Origin of the sequence: Luteimonas terrae (assembly GCF_031457535.1) — a bacterium.
GTDB classification, from domain to species: Bacteria; Pseudomonadota; Gammaproteobacteria; order Xanthomonadales; family Xanthomonadaceae; genus Luteimonas; species Luteimonas terrae_A.
Map to the genome: position 1 here is coordinate 31,521 of NZ_JAVDWO010000004.1, position 17,578 is coordinate 49,098.

Genomic DNA, 17,578 nt, shown 5'->3' on the forward strand with positions numbered 1-17,578 from the left:
TGTCCCTGAAGCAGGTCCCCCAGGCGAGTCATGCCCAAGATTGAACGTAGTGCCCTCGTCGGGCAGCCCGCCGAGCGCATGTACGCGCTGGTCAACGATGTCGCCGCCTATCCCCGCCGCTTCGCCTGGTGCGATGCCGCGGAGATCCAGGAGGCAACCGAATCGCGCATGGTCGCGCGTCTGGATCTGGGTCTTGGCGCCCTGCGGACGTGGTTCACGACCGAGAACACGCTCTCGCCGCCCGACGCCATTGACATGCAGCTGCGCGACGGCCCATTCAAGTCCCTGCATGGCCGTTGGAGCTTCGCCGCGCTCGGTGACGGCGCCTGCAAGGTCACGCTGCTGATGGAATTCGAACCCAAGAGCCGCCTGATGCTGCCGGCGCTCACCATCGGCTTCAAAGGTCTCGCCGACCGCATGGTCGACGATTTCGTGCGGGTCGCCGAATACGAGACAGCTGCGTGAAAGCGGTGCGGGTGGTCCGGGCCTGGCCCGGACGTCACGACGAATGGACGCTGCAGTTGGATGACGCAGCGACCGTCGCCGATGCGGTCGAAGCGATGCGACAGACCGCGCCGACCACGCTCGAGGCGGTTGCCGGGTATGCAGTATTCGGTGTGCGGGTGCAGCCCGCGGCAGTGCTGCGCGAGGGCGACCGGCTGGAACTGCTGGAGGCGCTGCAGATCGATCCGAAGGATGCTCGCCGCCGCCGCGCTGCGGCGAGCCGCGGCGAAACCTGAAACGTCAGGCCAACAAGTGGATCAGCGGCGCTGGTTGCCCTTTTCGCGCGGCAGGTTGCCGAACTTGCGCATCTCCGCAGCCAGTTCTTCGTCGCGCTTCGGGAAGTATTCGCCTTCCCAGCGTGCGAGCTGATCGTTCTCGAAGAACACGGTGAAATTCTTGACCTCGGTGCGACCACGGCGGTCCACGCGCTGCGACGCGGTGTAGTCCCAGCGCTGGTGGTGGAAGGGGTCGGAGATCGACGGCGTCCCCAGCAGTGCCTCGACCTGCGCCTTGCCCATGCCGACCTGCAACTGCTCGACCGAGGAACCATCGATCAGGTTGCCCTGGTAGATCGGCTGCTTGTACAGCAGGCCGCAACCGCTGGTGGCGAGGGCGAGAACCGGAACGAGAAGAAGCTTGTGCATGTCGTGGGTGACGGCCTGGAATGACGGGCCGATGATACACTGCGCGTCACGCCGCAACCGCGATCCAGGCAGCTGGCGTTCAACCCCCAGTGGCATGCCTGCCTGTATTCGGAGACACCATGGAATCGCTCGACCTGCGCAAGGCCGGACTGAAAGTCACCCATCCGCGGATGCGGATCCTGCAACTGCTCGAGCAGCGCACGCCGCGCCAGCACCTGACCGCCGAAGCCATCTATCGCCAGTTGCTGGAGCAGGGCGACGAGATCGGTCTGGCCACCGTCTACCGTGTGTTGACCCAATTCGAGGCCGCCGGCCTCGTGCTCAAGCACAACTTCGAAGGCGGTCACGCCGTCTATGAACTCGACCGCGGCGGCCATCACGACCACATGGTCGACGTGGACAGCGGCAAGATCATCGAGTTCGAGAGCGCCGAGATCGAAGAGCTGCAGCGGCAGATCGCCGAACAGTACGGCTACATCCTCGAAGAGCACTCGCTGGTGCTGTACGTCCGCAAGAAGCGCTGACGCTTCCGAAGCCGGCCGCAGTGCTAGGCGCGAGCGCGGTGGTCAGTGCGTGTGCTGCTTGGCTCCGGTGAGTTTCAGCCAGGCGTGCATGCGGTCTTCATATTACGAAAGCTTGGCGCGGAGAATCCGGGCTCGGCGAAAGCTCCGGCAGGCACCCCGATCAGGTCCGGCTCTGCGTCCACTATGCGGAACACCGTCGACTGCGACGCGGATTGATTCGCTTTGCCTGCCATGCGTGCGTCTGGGCGCGCGTGGAAACCGCGCCTGCACGCCGAACGCGCTGCCCGTCCGGCGCTGGCAATCCAGGCAGTTGCAGATGCCGACGCGAAGCGGCGCGCCAGAGACTTCGATGCTGAACTGACCGCAGGCGCAGCGGGCCACGCGGCTGTCCGCAGGCTCAGACCATGCCCTGCAGCAGCTTGCGGGCCGCTGCACGTGCTTCCTTGCTGACATCCACGCCGCCGAGCATGCGCGCGAGCTCTTCAGTGCGCTCACTGGTATCGAGGCGGCTGACCCGGCTCTCGGTCGCCCCTTCGGTGCTGGATTTGTGCACGCGGTAATGGGTGTGGCCCTTCGAAGCCACCTGCGGCAGATGGGTCACGCACAGCACCTGACGGCTCTCGCCCAGTGCGCGCAGCTTGCGGCCGACGATATCGGCGACCGCGCCGCCGATGCCGGAATCCACTTCGTCGAACACCATTGTCGGCACCGCGTCGTGGCCCAGCGCAGCGACTTCGATCGCCAGCGAGATGCGTGACAGTTCGCCGCCCGACGCAACCTTGCGCAGCGGGCGCGGTGGCTGGCCGGCGTTGGCCGACACCATGAATTCCACGCGCTCGGCGCCCTGCGGATCGGGCCGGGACGTCTCGACAGGTTCGATCGCCACCTCGAACACACCGCCGCCCATGCCGAGCTCATGGATCAGCGCAGTGGTTGCGCTCGACAGCGCCTTGGCCGCCTTGCGGCGTGCCGCGCCGAGGCGATCGGCGGCGGTACGCCAGCGGCCCATCGCGGCTTCGATCTCGCCGTCGAGCTGCTTGAGACGTTCGCCGGCGCCGTCGAGCTGGTCGAGTTCTCCGGCCAGGCGCGTCTGTACGTCGATCAGTTCCTCCGGCGTCACCCGATGCTTGCGGGCAAGCTCGTGCAGGCGGCCGAGACGCTGCTCCAGCGTCTCGAGTTGTTCGGGATCGATATCGAGATCGTCGCGGATCTGGCCGAGCAGCAGCGTGGCCTCGTCGAGTTGGATCGCAGCGGCGTCGAGCATCGCGTCGACCTCGCCCAGCCGCGGTTCGTGGCTGCGCATCCGCGCCAGGTCGTGGCGCAGCGACTGCAGCGCTTGCGGAAGTCCCAGCGCGTCGTCGCCGCGCATGCGCTCGAGCGCCGCATCGCAGGTCTGGATCAGGCCGGCCGCGTTCGCCTGCCGGCGATGGCTGGCGAAGAGGTCGGCCACCGCGTCGGCGGCGAGCGATTCGCCTTCGAGTTCGTCGAGCTGGTGGCGCAACCAGTCGCGCCGCTCGGCCACGTCGCCGATCCCCACCAGTGCATCGCGCTCGTCGTGCAGCGCGCGCCAGGCCTGCGCAGTGCCGCGCACCTCGGCGAGCAACGTGCCGTTGCCTGCCTGCGCATCCAGCAGTGCGAGCTGGCTGCCGCGGGCGAGCAGGGCCTGGTGCTCGTGTTGACCGTGGATCTCGACCAGATGCCCGGCCAGATCGCCAAGCTGGGTGATCGTCGCCGGTCGGCCGTTGATCCAGGCGCGAGAGCCGCCGTCCGCGCGCAAGGTGCGGCGCAGCTGGCAGGTGTCTCCGTCGTCGAGTTCGTGTTCGCGCAGCCAGCGCAACGCGGACGCGGCGTCGTCGAGGGCGAATTCGGCGTGCAGTTCGGCGCGTTCGGCGCCATGGCGCACGATCCCGCTGTCGGCGCGCTGGCCCGACAGGAAGCCCAGCGCGTCGACCAGCAGCGATTTGCCGGCGCCGGTTTCGCCAGAGATGACGGTCAGGCCGGCGCCGAACTCCAGATCCGACTGGCTGGCGACGGCGAAATTGCGGATGGCGAGATGGGTCAGCATGGGTGCGGATTGTGCCTTGGCGGGCTGCGGGCGAGTAGATCGGCGTATGGATTGGCGTTCGACGATGCGCTAGATAACGTGCGCCCGTCTCACGGCAAGCGAACGTGGCGCTTGCATCACAGGTAGGCGCACCGTATACCGCCCGCATGTCGTCCGATCCCCGTCATCCGCTCGATCCGCGCGCCAGACAGCTGCTGCGTACGCTGATCGCGCGGCATATCCAGGACGGCGGCCCGGTCGGCTCGCAGACCCTAGCCCGCCATGCGGGTCTCGATGTCAGTGCCGCGACGATCCGCAACATCCTCTCCGATCTGGAAGAAGCCGGCCTGCTGGCCTCGCCGCACACCTCGGCGGGCCGGGTGCCGACCGCGCAGGGCTATCGCGTGTTCGTCGACTCGCTGCTGCAGGTCAAGCCGCTGCGCGCGCAGGAGATGGAGCGTCTGCGCGGCGAACTGGGCGGCGGCGGGCAGCAGTCGCTGCTGGGCAGCGCCTCGGAGCTGGTGTCGGCGATGACGCATTTCGTCGGTGTGGTGTCGGTGCCGCGACGTGAGCAGCTGGCGTTCCGGCATATCGACTTCGTGCCGCTCGACGGCCAGCGGGTCATGGCGATCATCGTCTTCGCCGACCACGAGGTGCAGAACCGCATCATCCAGACCCGGCGCAGCTTCGAGAGCTCGGAGCTGGAACGCGTGGCCAACTATCTCAACCAGCAGTTCGCCGGGCGCCCGTTGGGAGACATCCGCGCCGCACTTGTCGAGGAACTGCGCCACGCCCGCGACGAGATGGAGGCCTTGCTGTCGCAGACGATGGAACTGGCCGAACAGGCACTGGTGCCCGGCGACGACGACATGCTGCTGGCCGGCCAGAACCGTCTGATCGGAGTGCAGGACCTGTCCGATCTCGACCGCCTGCGCGAGCTCTTTGACGCATTTGCCCGCAAGCGCGAGATCCTGCAGCTGCTCGAACGCACGATCCGTGCGCCGGGCGTGCGGATCTTCATCGGAGAGGAAACGGGGCTGGCGCCGCTGGAAGGCATGTCGCTGGTCACCGCGCCTTACGGCGTCGGAGGCCGCACGCTGGGGGTGCTGGGCGTGATCGGGCCGACGCGCATGGCCTACGAGCGGGTGATTCCAGTGGTGCAGGCGACTGCGAGTGTGCTCGGCGCCGCGCTGCATCCCGAGCCTTGAATCGCGGGGACACGGCCCCATAGCTGGTGCCGTCGGCGGCCAGACGCCCGCCCCGGAACCGGACATGACCCAGCCCCAACACGATGCCCAGACCCCGAACCTTCCTGAAGACGAGGCCGCCGAGGTTTCGGTCGAGCAGCAGCTCGCCGAGCAGGTGGAACTTCTAAGCGCCGAGCTCGAGCAGCTTCGCGCGCAGGTCCTGCTGGAGCGCGCCGATCTCGAGAACCAGCGCAAGCGCCTGGCCCGCGAGGTCGACAGCGCCCGCCGCTTCGCCAACGAACGCCTGCTGGCCGCGCTTGTGCCCGTGTTCGATGCCCTGGAGGCCGGTCTGGCCAATGCTTCCGAGACCGACCCGCTGCGCAGCGGCGTCGAATTGACCCTGCGCGAACTGACCCGCGCGACCGAGTCGAACGGTCTGGCCACGTTGGCGCCGGCACCGGGTGACCCCTTCAACCCCGAGCATCACCAGGCGATGAGCATCGTCGAGGTGCCGGGCGTGCCGCCGGGCGCGGTGGCCCAGGTGTTCCAGAAGGGCTATCTGCTCAATGAGCGCCTGCTGCGGCCGGCCATGGTCGTCGTCGCCAAGGCCGACTGACGCTCGCCGGGCCTCGCCCGGACGCAATTCCGATACGCCACACCGCTTGAACGCTGTGTTGCGTGTCCCCAGATCACGGTCATCGACGGCGTCGGCCGTCCCCCAGACACATATCTTCTAGAGGAAGCACCGCAATGGCAAAGATCATCGGCATCGACCTGGGCACGACGAACTCCTGCGTCGCGATCATGGACGGCGGCAAGGCCAAGGTCATCGAGAACAGCGAGGGCGATCGCACCACGCCGTCGATCGTCGCCTACACCAAGGACGGCGAGGTGCTGGTCGGCGCGTCGGCCAAGCGCCAGGCGGTGACCAACCCGCACAACACCTTCTTCGCGGTCAAGCGCCTGATCGGCCGCAAGTTCACCGACGGCGAAGTCCAGAAGGACATCGGCCTGGTGCCGTACAAGATTCTCGAGCACGACAACGGCGACGCCTGGGTATCGACCAGCGACGGCAAGAAGCTGTCGGCGCAGGAAGTCTCCGCGCGCATTCTGGAGAAGATGAAGAAGACCGCCGAGGATTATCTGGGCGAGAAGGTCACCGAGGCGGTCATCACCGTCCCGGCGTACTTCAACGACAGCCAGCGCCAGGCGACCAAGGACGCGGGCAAGATCGCGGGCCTGGATGTGAAGCGCATCATCAACGAGCCGACCGCGGCCGCGCTGGCCTACGGCCTCGACAAGTCCGGCGGCGACCGCAAGATTGCCGTTTACGACCTCGGCGGCGGTACCTTCGACGTGTCGATCATCGAGATCGCGGAAGTCGACGGCGAGAAGCAGTTCGAAGTGCTGGCCACCAATGGCGACACCTTCCTCGGCGGTGAAGACTTCGACGCACGCGTCATCGATTACCTGGTCGAGGAGTTCAACAAGGACCAGGGCATCGACCTGCGCAAGGATCCGTTGGCCCTGCAGCGTCTGAAGGACGCGGCTGAGCGCGCGAAGATCGAGCTGTCCTCCTCGCAGCAGACCGAAGTCAACCTGCCGTACGTCACCGCAGACGCCTCGGGTCCGAAGCACCTCAACATCAAGCTCACCCGCGCCAAGCTCGAGTCGCTGGTCGAGGAGCTGGTGCGCCGGACGATCGAGCCGTGCCGCACTGCGCTCAACGATGCCGGCCTGCGCGCGTCCGATATCAACGAGGTGATCCTCGTCGGTGGCCAGACCCGCATGCCCAAGGTGCAGGCGGCGGTCGCGGAGTTCTTTGGCAAGGAGCCGCGCAAGGACGTCAACCCCGATGAGGCGGTCGCGATCGGCGCGGCGGTGCAGGGCGGCGTGCTGGCCGGTGACGTCAAGGACGTGCTGCTGCTCGACGTGACCCCGCTGAGCCTCGGCATCGAGACCCTGGGCGGTGTGTTCACCAAGATCATCGAGAAGAACACCACGATTCCGACCAAGGCCTCGCAGACGTTCTCCACCGCCGACGACAACCAGTCGGCCGTGACCGTGCATGTGTTGCAGGGCGAGCGCGAGCAGGCCCGTTTCAACAAGTCTCTGGCCCGTTTCGACCTGACCGGCATCGACGCCGCGCCGCGCGGCATGCCGCAGGTGGAGGTGTCTTTCGACATCGATGCCAACGGCATCCTGCATGTGTCCGCCAAGGACAAGAAGACCAACAAGGAACAGAAGGTCGAGATCAAGGCCGGTTCGGGCCTGTCGGACGACGAGATCGCCCGGATGGTCGCCGATGCCGAAGCGCATCGCGATGACGACAGGAAGTTCCAGGAGCTCGTCGGCGCGCGCAACCAGGCCGACGCGCTGGTGCACTCCACCCGCAGCGCGATCAAGGACAACGGCGACAAGCTTCCGGGCGACCTGATCGGCCGCGCGGAAGGCGCGATCGCCGAAGTGGAAACCGCTATGAAGGGCGACGACAAGGGTCAGATCGAAGCGAAGTCGAAGGCGCTGGAGGAAGTGGCGCAGCAGCTCTTCGCCGCCGCCGGTGCCGCCGGCCAGGCCGACGCTGCGCCAGGCGCCGATGCGCCGAAGTCCGATGACGTGGTGGACGCCGAGTTCACCGAGGTCAAGGACGACGAGAAGAAGGCGTAATTGGTGGATTCTTGATGCGTGATTGGAAGAAGCGGAGCGCAGGCTCCGTTTCTTTCGCACGTCATCGCGGACTCGACGCGCTTTTCCGAATCACCAATCACCAATCACGAATCACTGCCGTATGAGCAAACGCGATTACTACGAAGTGCTGGGCGTCACGCGCACGGCCACCGAATACGAACTGAAGAAGGCCTATCGCCGCTGCGCGATGAAGCATCATCCGGATCGCAACCCCGGCGACGCCAGCGCCGAGGCCGCGTTCAAGGAGTGCAAGGAGGCCTACGAGGTGCTGTCGGACGGCGGCAAGCGTCGTATGTACGACCAGCATGGCCATGCCGCATTCCAGCACGGCATGGGCGGCAGCAACGCCGGGCCTGGTTTCGGCGGGGGCGCCGACATGGGCGACATCTTCGGCGACATCTTCGGCAACATCTTCGGAGGTGGCGGTGGTCGTGGGGGCCCGCGTCGCGGCGCCGACATCGGCTACGTGATGGAACTCGACCTCGAGGATGCGGTGGCCGGTGTCGAGAAGCGTGTCGAGTTGCCGACGCTCGCCGGTTGTGATGATTGCGATGGCAGTGGCTCGGAAGACGGCAAGCGCGAAACCTGTTCGACCTGCGCCGGCCGCGGCCAAGTGCGCATGCAGCGCGGCATCTTCACGATGCAGCAGGCATGTCCGCATTGCGGCGGTCAGGGCCAGATCATCGCCAACCCCTGCAAGACCTGCCACGGCGCCGGACGCGTCGAGGAAGAGAAGGTGTTGTCGGTGAAGGTGCCTGCGGGCGTCGACACCGGTGACCGCATCCGGCTTGCGGGCGAGGGCGAGGCCGGTCCGGCGGGCTCACCGTCCGGCGATCTCTACGTCGAGGTGCGCGTGCGTCCGCACGCGATCTTCGAGCGTGACGGCGACGACCTGCACTGCGAAGTGCCGGTGCGCATTTCGCAGGCTGCGCTGGGTGACATCATCCGTGTGCCTACCCTCGGCGGCGAAGCCGAGATCCGGGTGCCGGCCGAGACCCAGACCGGCAAGGTCTTCCGCCTGCGCGACAAGGGCGTCAAGTCGGTACGCAGCCGCGGCCCGGGTGACCTCTACTGCAAGGTGGTCGTCGAGACACCGGTCAATCTGACCAAGGAACAGCGTGAACTGCTGGCGCAGTTCGAGACCACCTTTACCCGTGAGAACGCGCACAGGCACTCGCCCAAGTCGAGCACCTTCATTGACGGGGTCAAGGGTTTCTGGGATCGCATGACGTCCTGAAGGCGCACATCTGTTCGATCGACACGCCCGGCCCAGCGCCGGGCGTTGTCGTTTGCGGTGCTCGATGCGATGCGTCGGGGCGGCGAGGCATGGTCCGGCCCCGTCGCGCGGCCAACGCGTTCATCCACAGAGGGTGTGGATCAACTGTCGACAAACCTGTGGATAAGCATTCCAAGTCCGTGTTCGTGCAGGGGGCGTGTGCACTGGTCACGCTGTCGCCAACGTGATGCGGGACACACAATGCTCAGACGATGGACGGTCTGCACGATGCCCGCCGTGACGCGGTTGCGGGGGCGAAAACGCGGAAAAGTGCTTGACGCGGCCCCCAGATATGCATAGCCGCCACGCTGTCCACAGGCGGTGTGGATGGTCTGTGGGTCAAGGTGTGGATAAGCGTGTGGAACGGCGTCGTATCAGGGGCTGCAAACCGTGGCGATTTTGTGGTCATCGCGACACTCACGACTTCATCCCACACTTGACCTGCGCGCGTATCGATGCAGGTCGTATGCAGCCACACCGCAGCCGCCGCGCGTCATCGTGTCGAGAAACGGCCGCTTGGCCCGACGCGAGCGCCCCCCAATCTGTCGAGTCCTTCGGCTGCTCGCCATGACAGGCGAGCCCGCTCGCACTTCTTCGCGCTGCCAGTGCTGGCCAGCGCGGGTCAGCCCGTGCTGTCGGCCTGCAACCGGGCTCGGATCCGCGTGATGCGCACGGCCTCGGGTCTGACCAGCGATTGACCCGGTCGCTCGCATCAAGTAATGACGGAGTTCTCCACAATGCATGTGGATCCACCGACGATGAAGTTGTGGATAAGCCCCACGCGCCGCGCCATCACCACTCATGGATTCGCTGGCGTTTTTTTGCCAGTCGTTCGGGCGTACGCAAACCCAAGACTTGACCCGCGCACGCACATCGGCTGTCTGGCGGTTGGGCCCGTGACCGGTGTCGTTGTCAGGACGCGTAGGCGCTGCGGCTGCGCTTGACCGGTGCTGGATGACCGTCTAGCGCGTCCGTCATCCACAGCGCGTGTGGATGATTTGCTGACAAGTCTGTGGACAAGCGGCGAAAAACCGCCTGCGGTGCGGGGCCAAAGCACTGATCATACTTTGGCCAATGCGTCGCAGTCGCCTCGACATGCCGCTTGACACGCGCAGCATGCGCCGGCCGCGCAGCGATGGTGCACCGATCGCTGTCTCGGCATCGACGCGGATGGAACACTCAGTCGCGGACGAGCCCGCCATCGACGACGAGGTTCTGCCCGGTCACCGCGCGCGACCAGGGCGAGGCGAAGAACAGCACCGCATCGGCGAACTCGGCCGGCGTGGTCACGGTGCGCAGCGGCGTACTGGCGGCGATGTAGTCGAAGACCGCCTCGGGCGTCGCGGCGCTTGCATCCGTCGTGCGCAGCAGTCCACCGGACAGCATGTTGACGGTGATGCCGTCCGGGCCGAGATCGCCGGCGAGGGTGCGGGTCAGCGACAGCAACGCGGCCTTCGCGGCGGTGTAGTCGTGATAGGGCACCACCGGGTTCTGGAACAGGTTGGTCCCGATATTGATCACGCGGCCGAAACGCTGCGCACGCATGCCCGGCAGTGCGGCCTGCACGGTGTGCAGCGCGCCGCGCACACTGCCTTCGAACTGCGCAGCAAATGCGGGCCAATCGATTGTGTCGGCCTTCGCGCGTGCGTCTCCGTCGAATGCGAAATCGACCAGCGCATTGTTGACGACGGTGGTGATGTCGGCGCCGAAGTGCGCGCGCGCCTGGGCGTAAAGCGCATCGATCTGGACGCGGTCGGTGACATCGGCCTGGAGCGCGATTGCACGATCGCCGGTCTGCGCAACCAGCGCTTCGGCAGCCTCGCGGCTGCGACGGTAGTTGACGACGACGCGTGCGCCTTCGCGGGCGAAGGCGAGGGCGATCTCGCGACCGAGGCCGCGGCCGGCGCCGGTGACGAGGACAATCTGTTCGGACAGCTGCATGGCGGGTCTCGGTATGAGGGCCTGCCAGCGTACCGTCGGCCGATCCTGACGCGACCGCTTTCCGTCGACCGACGCGCCGCTAGAATGCGGGCATGAACACCTTTCGACTGCATCCTGCTCCGCCCGTCATTCCGAATCGCGCGCCCCGTGTCCGTTCAACGGCGCCGCAGGCATGAGCGCACGACCACGCATCCTCGTGCATGGCGCGTCCGGTCGAATGGGCCAGGCGCTGTTGCGGCTGGCGGCGGGACGCGAGGATCTGCACATCGTCGCTGCGGTCTCGGGTCGGGCACCGAAGCAGCGGGTGATCGACGGCGTGCCGTACTTCGGTGCCTCGGAGCTCGGAGGCGCGCCCACCTTCGATGTCGCCATCGATTTCAGCCTGCCGGGCGGTTTCGATCCGCTGCTCGCGCTGTGCATCAAGCGTGGCGCGGGGCTGGTATCGGGCACGACTGGCCTCGACGACACCCAACGCGTCGCGCTTGATGCCGCAGCCGCGAAGATTCCGGTCGTCTGGGCCTCGAACTTCAGTCTCGGCGTCGCGGTGCTGCAGGATCTGGTCGCGCGAGCAGCCGCGGTGCTTCCCGGCTGGGATTGCGACATTGTCGAGTCGCACCACACGCGCAAGCTCGACGCGCCATCCGGCACCGCGCTGACGCTGGGCGAAGCCGCGGCCGGGCAGGGCCTGACCCCGCACTACGCATCGATCCGCGCCGGCGACATCGTCGGTGAGCATCTGGTGCAGTTCACCAGCCATGGCGAGCGCATCGAACTGGTGCATCGGGCGACGAACCGCGACATCTTCGCCAGCGGCGCGCTGCACGTGGCGGCGCGCCTGGCCGGCCGATCGCCGCGTCGATACGCCATCGCGGACCTGTTGGGTACTGCCGTCGCCTGATCTGAGCGGTGCACCAATGAACGCATCCGTCACATCGCTGGCGCGGGGCGGGGTGCATCGGTACAATTCTCGCTCGCCTGAACCCCAAACCTCCGGACCGGTTTCCACCGCTCTGGCGGTTTCCTGCAACCTGACGTAGGCGAAGACCTCGTGACAGATTCCGCAATCCTCGTCCTTGAAGACGGCACCGTATTCGAGGGCGTTTCCGTGGGCGCCCCCGGGCTTTCCGTCGGCGAAGTGGTGTTCAACACCGCGATGACCGGCTACCAGGAAGTGCTGAGCGATCCCTCGTACGCGCGCCAGCTGGTGACGCTGACCTATCCGCATATCGGCAACACCGGCTGCACCGACCAGGACGACGAAGCGTCGAAGATCTGGTCGGCAGGCCTGATCGTGCGTAACGTGCCACGCCGCCCGAGCAGCTGGCGCAGCCAGGTGTCGCTCCCCGAATGGCTGCGCGCGCGCGGCATCGTCGCGATTTCCGAGATCGACACCCGCAAGCTGACGCGCCTGCTGCGCGACCGCGGATCGATGAACGGTGCGGTGATGGCGGGCGAGGTGAATGTCGAGCAGGCACTGGAGGCCGCGCGCAAGTTCCCGGGCCTGAAGGGCATGGATCTGGCGAAGGTCGTCAGTACCACCGGGCACTACGGCTGGACCGATGGTCAGCTCGATCTCGACAGCAACGCCTTCGTCACCGCGCCTGCCAAGTTCAAGGTCGTGGCCTACGACTACGGCGTGAAGACCAATATCCTGCGCATGCTCGCCGAGCGCGGTTGCGAGTTGACGGTGGTGCCGGCGCAGACGCCTGTCGCCGATGTGCTCGCGCTCGAGCCCGACGGTGTGTTCCTGTCCAACGGCCCGGGCGATCCGGCGCCCTGCGATTACGCGATCGACGCGATCCGGGTGTTGATCGAGAAGAAGATGCCGACCTTCGGCATCTGCCTCGGCCACCAGCTGCTGGCGCTCGCCGCCGGCGCGAAGACGCTGAAGATGCCGCATGGCCACCACGGTGCGAACCACCCGGTGCAGGATCTGGACTCGGGCAAGGTGCTGATCACCTCGCAGAATCACGGCTTCGCCGTCGACGAGGCCTCGCTGCCGGCCAACGTGCGCGTGACGCATCGTTCGCTGTTCGATGGCACCAACCAGGGCATCGAGCTCACGGATGCGCCCGCGTTTTCGTTCCAGGGGCATCCTGAGGCGAGCCCCGGCCCGCACGATGTGGCGCCGCTGTTCGACCGGTTCGTGGCGTTGATGGGGCGCGCTTCTTGATCCGGCCGCATCTTCTGCTGTCTGCCCTGCTTGTTGCGGTGCTTCCCTTCGCCAGTGGGGCCGTGCGCGCCCAGGACGATGTCGACGAAGCCGCGGTCGAGCGGATGGGTGAACTCGTCAGCGGCGTCCTGCCGCTTGGACTGCTGCTCGACACCATCGCCAGCATGGATCCGCGGTGGCCGTTCCAGGACAGCCCGGGCATGGTCGATGCGAACCAGTTGGCCTGCGTGCGCCGCGAGATGACGCCTGCGCAGGCCGAGCGCCAGGTGCAGGCGCGGGTGCGGAACTACGCGCGCATTTACGGTGCCCGTATGCAGGAAGACATGCGGTTGCTCGACACCGATGGTGCCCGCCTGTTCTCGAAGATGCTGATGTCAGGTCTGACGGCAGAGGCACAGGGCGCCGCTGCCCCGTCGGAAGAGGAGTTTTTTGCGCAGGTATCGCCCGAGCATTTCGAAGGAATGGAACGCCTGCTCCGTGATCCGCAGTACGGGCCCATACGCGAGTTGTTGGGATTTCCTCCGTTGACCGCGTGGATTGACCGGAACGAAGCACTCGGCCATTCCGTAGGCACGACGTTTCTGCTTCCGATGCTCAGTGATGCGTTCACGGCCTGCGACATCTCGATGTCCGTGCTCGGTGGTCAGTCCGGCGGCAACACGCCGTCGGCTGCGAAGAAGCTCGAGGCGGTTCAAAAGTGACCACGCCCATCGTCGCCATTTCCAAGTCTTGTGGAGCCGACTCGGACAGCCGCCCGTCGCGTCCCGTGTTCCGGTTCCTTTCTGATCGACCGCGTGCGATCGCCCCACGCCGTACTGACGCAAGAGAAGATCATGCCCAAGCGCACTGATATCCAGACCATCCTCATCATCGGCGCCGGCCCGATCGTCATCGGCCAGGCCTGCGAGTTCGACTACTCCGGCGCGCAGGCGTGCAAGGCGCTGCGCGACGAGGGCTATCGCGTTGTGCTGGTCAACAGCAATCCGGCGACGATCATGACCGACCCGGACATGGCCGACGCGGTCTACATCGAGCCGATCAACTGGCAGACGGTCGAGAAGATCATCGCCAAGGAAAAGCCCGACGCGCTGCTGCCGACGATGGGCGGCCAGACCGCGCTCAACTGCGCGCTGGATCTCGCCGATCACGGCGTGCTCGAGAAGTACAACGTCGAGCTGATCGGCGCCAAGCGCGAAGCAATCCGCATGGCCGAAGACCGCGAGCTGTTCCGCGTGGCGATGGGCGAGATCGATCTCGAATGCCCGCGCGCTGAAGTGGCGCACACGCTCGAGGAAGCGATCGACATCCAGACGCGCGTCGGCTATCCGACGATCATCCGCCCGAGCTTTACCCTCGGCGGTTCAGGCGGCGGCATCGCCTACAACCGCGAAGAGCTGGTCGACATCGTGACCCGCGGTCTCGAGCTGTCGCCGACGACCGAAGTGCTGGTCGAGGAATCGGTGCTGGGCTGGAAGGAATTCGAGATGGAAGTGGTCCGCGACACCGCGGACAACTGCATCATCGTCTGCTCGATCGAGAACCTCGATCCGATGGGCGTGCACACCGGAGACTCGATCACCGTCGCGCCGGCGCAGACGCTGACCGACAAGGAATACCAGCGCCTGCGCAACGCGTCGGTCGCGGTGCTGCGCAAGATCGGCGTCGACACCGGCGGCTCGAACGTGCAGTTCGGCATCAATCCGAAGGACGGCCGCGTGGTCGTCATCGAAATGAATCCGCGCGTGTCGCGCTCGTCCGCGCTGGCCTCGAAGGCGACCGGTTTCCCGATCGCCAAGGTCGCGGCCAAGCTTGCCGTGGGTTATACGCTCGACGAACTCAAGAACGAGATCACCGGCGGCAAGACCCCGGCCTCGTTCGAGCCGGCGATCGACTACGTGGTCACCAAGATTCCGCGCTTCGCGTTCGAGAAGTTCCCGCAGGCCGATGCCCGCCTGACCACGCAGATGAAGTCGGTCGGCGAGGTCATGGCGATGGGACGCACCTTCCAGGAATCGATGCAGAAGGCGCTCCGCGGCCTCGAGACCGGCAAGGTCGGCTTCGACCCCACCGGCCTGGATCTCAACGACGAAGACGATATGGCGACGCTGCGCCGCGAAGTGCGCGAGCCGGGTCCAGAGCGGCTGTTCTACCTGGCAGACGCGTTCCGCGCCGGGCTGTCGGTCGAGGACGTCTATTCGCTGTCGTATGTCGATCACTGGTTCCTCGACCAGATCGAAGAGCTGATCACGACTGAGGGCGAAGTGGCTGCTGCCGGCATCGATGCGCTCGACAAGGCGCGCGTGCGTGCGCTCAAGCGCATGGGCTTTTCCGACGCGCGTTTGTCGCAGCTGCTGGGCACCGACGAGCAGGCGATCCGTGCACTGCGCCGCGCGTTCGGCGTGCGTCCGGTCTACAAACGTGTCGACTCCTGCGCGGCTGAATTCTCGACCGACACCGCGTACCTGTACTCGACCTACGAGGACGAGTGCGAGGCGCAGCCGACGGGCCGCGACAAGATCATGATCCTCGGCGGCGGTCCCAACCGGATCGGCCAGGGCATCGAGTTCGATTACTGCTGCGTGCACGCCGCGCTCGCGCTGCGCGACGACGGCTACGAGACCATCATGGTCAACTGCAACCCGGAAACCGTGTCCACCGATTACGACACCTCCGACCGTCTGTACTTCGAGCCGCTGACGCTCGAAGACGTGCTGGAGATCGTCGAGGTCGAGAAGCCCAAGGGCGTGATCGTGCAGTACGGCGGCCAGACCCCGCTCAAGCTCGCGCGCGCGCTCGAAGCCAACGGCGTGCCGATCATCGGCACCTCGCCGGACTCGATCGATCTGGCCGAGGACCGCGAGCGGTTCCAGAAGCTGGTCGACGAGCTGGGCCTCAAACAGCCGCCCAACCGCACCGCGCGCAACCCCGAGGAGGCGCTGGTGCTGGCGCGCGAGATCGGCTATCCGCTGGTCGTGCGTCCGAGCTACGTGCTCGGCGGCCGTGCGATGGAAGTGGTGCACGCCGACAACGACCTCGCGCGCTACATGCGCGACGCGGTCAAGGTGTCGAACGATTCGCCGGTGCTGCTCGACCGCTTCCTCGACAATGCGGTCGAGGTCGACATCGACGTGATTGCCGACAAGGATGGCAACGTGCTGATCGGCGGCGTCATGGAACACATCGAGGAAGCCGGCGTGCATTCGGGCGATTCCTCCTGCTCGCTGCCGCCGTATTCGCTGTCGAGTGACGTGCAGGCGCGCCTGCGCGAGCAGGTTGTCGCGCTGGCACGCAAGCTCAAGGTCATCGGCCTGATGAACACCCAGTTCGCGGTGCAGACCGACGATGACGGCGTGGATACGATCTTCCTGCTGGAAGTGAATCCGCGTGCCTCGCGCACCGTGCCGTTCGTCTCCAAGGCGATCGGCATTCCGCTGGCCAAGATCGCGGCGCGCTGTATGGCCGGCAAGACCTTGGCCGAGCAGGGCGCGACGACCGAGATCGTGCCCGCGTACTACTCGGTCAAGGAAGCGATCTTCCCGTTCGCCAAGTTCCAGGGCGTCGATCCGATCCTCGGGCCGGAGATGCGCTCCACTGGTGAGGTCATGGGTGTCGGCGAGAGTTTCGGCGCCGCGTTCGCACGCGCGCAGGAGGCGGCGAGCATCAAGACCCCGCCGACCAGCGGCAAGGTGTTCGTGTCCGTGCGCGATCCCGACAAGAAGCGTGTGCTCCCCGTCGCCCGCGACATCATCGCGCGCGGCTACACCATCGTCGCCACCGCCGGCACGGCCAAGTGGCTGCGCGAGCACGACATCGCGTGCGAGCAGATCAACAAGGTCGTCGAAGGCCGTCCGCACGTCGTCGATCTGATCAAGAACGGCGAGATCGCGTATATCGTCAACACGACCGAGGGCAAGCAGGCGATCGCCGACTCGTTCTCGATCCGTCGCGAGGCCCTGCAGCACCGGGTGACGTATTCGACCACCGTTGCCGGCGCCAAGGCCCTGCTGCATTCTCTGGAATTCCGCGGCACCGGCCCGGTCTGGGCACTGCAGGAACTGCACGCGCGGCTCAAAGGCAGCGCGGCAGCCACCACCACACACTGACGGAGGCACGCCCATGCGCGCACCCATGACCATGCGCGGCGCCCAGCGCCTGCGCGAAGAGCTCGAAGAACTGAAGTCGGTCAAGCGTCCGGCGGTGATCGAGGCGATCTCCGAAGCGCGTGCACACGGCGATCTCAAGGAGAACGCCGAGTACCACGCCGCGCGCGAGCAGCAGAGCTTCATCGAAGGCCGCATCAAGCAGCTCGAAGGTGAGCTGTCGCATGCCGACCTGATCGACGTCGCCAAGCTCAATGCCGGCGACAAGGTGGTGTTCGGCGCGACAGTCGTCATCGCCGATACCGAGACCGATGAAGAGAAGCGCTACCAGATCGTCGGCGACCTCGAAGCCGACATCAAGAAAGGTCTGATCGCGATTTCATCGCCCGTGGCCCGCGCGATGATCGGCAAGCACGAGGGCGACAGCGTCAGCATCGACGCGCCCGGCGGCTCGCGCGAGTACGACATCATCAGTGTCGAGTACCTCGGCTGAGTCG

At 66.2% G+C, this 17,578-nt stretch carries 15 protein-coding genes; 12 read left to right on the forward strand and 3 right to left on the reverse strand.

Features of this window, described 5'->3' with window-relative positions:
- Positions 1-30 precede the first annotated feature (30 nt).
- Together J2W68_RS05805 and J2W68_RS05810 are read left to right on the forward strand one after the other, a co-directional pair.
- Positions 31-465, forward strand: a complete 435-nt coding sequence (locus J2W68_RS05805) for a type II toxin-antitoxin system RatA family toxin (protein ID WP_310233559.1) — start codon at positions 31-33, stop codon at positions 463-465.
- Positions 462-740: an RnfH family protein gene (locus J2W68_RS05810; protein ID WP_310233560.1), complete on the forward strand. Its 279-nt coding sequence runs from the start codon at positions 462-464 to the stop codon at positions 738-740. Before J2W68_RS05805 ends, J2W68_RS05810 begins: the two co-directional genes overlap by 4 nt.
- Positions 741-761: 21 nt before the next feature.
- On the opposite strand, the gene J2W68_RS05815 is transcribed toward J2W68_RS05810, so the two are convergent.
- Positions 762-1,148: an outer membrane protein assembly factor BamE gene (locus J2W68_RS05815; RefSeq protein ID WP_310233561.1), complete on the reverse strand. Its 387-nt coding sequence runs from the start codon at positions 1,146-1,148 to the stop codon at positions 762-764.
- A gap of 119 nt (positions 1,149-1,267) precedes the next feature.
- Between J2W68_RS05815 and fur the strand changes: the two genes are divergently transcribed.
- Entirely contained in the window at positions 1,268-1,672 is a 405-nt protein-coding gene (gene fur, locus J2W68_RS05820; protein ID WP_310233562.1) for a ferric iron uptake transcriptional regulator, read from the forward strand.
- 397 nt (positions 1,673-2,069) lie between these two features.
- Here fur and recN read toward each other — a convergent pair whose 3' ends face one another.
- Positions 2,070-3,737 (reverse strand): DNA repair protein RecN, encoded by a 1,668-nt coding sequence (gene recN / locus J2W68_RS05825; RefSeq protein WP_310233564.1) that lies wholly within the window; start codon positions 3,735-3,737, stop codon positions 2,070-2,072.
- 146 nt (positions 3,738-3,883) lie between these two features.
- Here recN and hrcA point away from each other — a divergent pair, with 146 nt between their 5' ends.
- From hrcA to dnaJ, 4 genes are all read left to right on the forward strand, one after another.
- Positions 3,884-4,924: a heat-inducible transcriptional repressor HrcA gene (hrcA, locus tag J2W68_RS05830; RefSeq protein ID WP_310233566.1), complete on the forward strand. Its 1,041-nt coding sequence runs from the start codon at positions 3,884-3,886 to the stop codon at positions 4,922-4,924.
- Positions 4,925-4,988: 64 nt separating this feature from the next.
- Complete coding sequence (grpE, locus tag J2W68_RS05835; RefSeq protein ID WP_310233568.1) at positions 4,989-5,519, forward strand: nucleotide exchange factor GrpE; 531 nt, start codon at positions 4,989-4,991, stop codon at positions 5,517-5,519.
- Between the two features lie 134 nt (positions 5,520-5,653).
- Positions 5,654-7,570, forward strand: a complete 1,917-nt coding sequence (gene dnaK, locus J2W68_RS05840; RefSeq protein WP_310233570.1) for a molecular chaperone DnaK — start codon at positions 5,654-5,656, stop codon at positions 7,568-7,570.
- Positions 7,571-7,691: 121 nt separating this feature from the next.
- Complete coding sequence (dnaJ, locus tag J2W68_RS05845) at positions 7,692-8,828, forward strand: molecular chaperone DnaJ (protein WP_310233571.1); 1,137 nt, start codon at positions 7,692-7,694, stop codon at positions 8,826-8,828.
- A 1,218-nt stretch (positions 8,829-10,046) separates the two neighbouring features.
- Here dnaJ and J2W68_RS05850 read toward each other — a convergent pair.
- Positions 10,047-10,808, reverse strand: a complete 762-nt coding sequence (locus tag J2W68_RS05850) for a 3-oxoacyl-ACP reductase (protein ID WP_310233574.1) — start codon at positions 10,806-10,808, stop codon at positions 10,047-10,049.
- Between the two features lie 172 nt (positions 10,809-10,980).
- On the opposite strand from J2W68_RS05850, the gene dapB reads away from it, so the two are divergent.
- The 5 genes from dapB (at position 10,981) to greA (ending at position 17,574) form a co-directional block, all read left to right on the forward strand.
- Positions 10,981-11,706 (forward strand): 4-hydroxy-tetrahydrodipicolinate reductase, encoded by a 726-nt coding sequence (gene dapB, locus J2W68_RS05855; RefSeq protein WP_310233576.1) that lies wholly within the window; start codon positions 10,981-10,983, stop codon positions 11,704-11,706.
- A 150-nt stretch (positions 11,707-11,856) separates the two neighbouring features.
- Complete coding sequence (carA, locus tag J2W68_RS05860; protein ID WP_310233577.1) at positions 11,857-12,981, forward strand: glutamine-hydrolyzing carbamoyl-phosphate synthase small subunit; 1,125 nt, start codon at positions 11,857-11,859, stop codon at positions 12,979-12,981.
- Positions 12,978-13,682, forward strand: coding sequence for a hypothetical protein (locus tag J2W68_RS05865; RefSeq protein ID WP_310233578.1), 705 nt, complete (start codon positions 12,978-12,980; stop codon positions 13,680-13,682). The genes carA and J2W68_RS05865 overlap by 4 nt, the downstream gene beginning before the upstream one ends.
- Positions 13,683-13,814: 132 nt before the next feature.
- The gene (gene carB / locus J2W68_RS05870) at positions 13,815-17,084 is read left to right on the forward strand and encodes a carbamoyl-phosphate synthase large subunit (RefSeq protein ID WP_310233579.1); all 3,270 of its coding nucleotides are present in this window, start codon (positions 13,815-13,817) and stop codon (positions 17,082-17,084) included.
- Between the two features lie 25 nt (positions 17,085-17,109).
- Entirely contained in the window at positions 17,110-17,574 is a 465-nt protein-coding gene (gene greA, locus J2W68_RS05875) for a transcription elongation factor GreA (protein ID WP_310233895.1), read from the forward strand.
- The last annotated feature ends 4 nt before the right edge of the window (positions 17,575-17,578 follow it).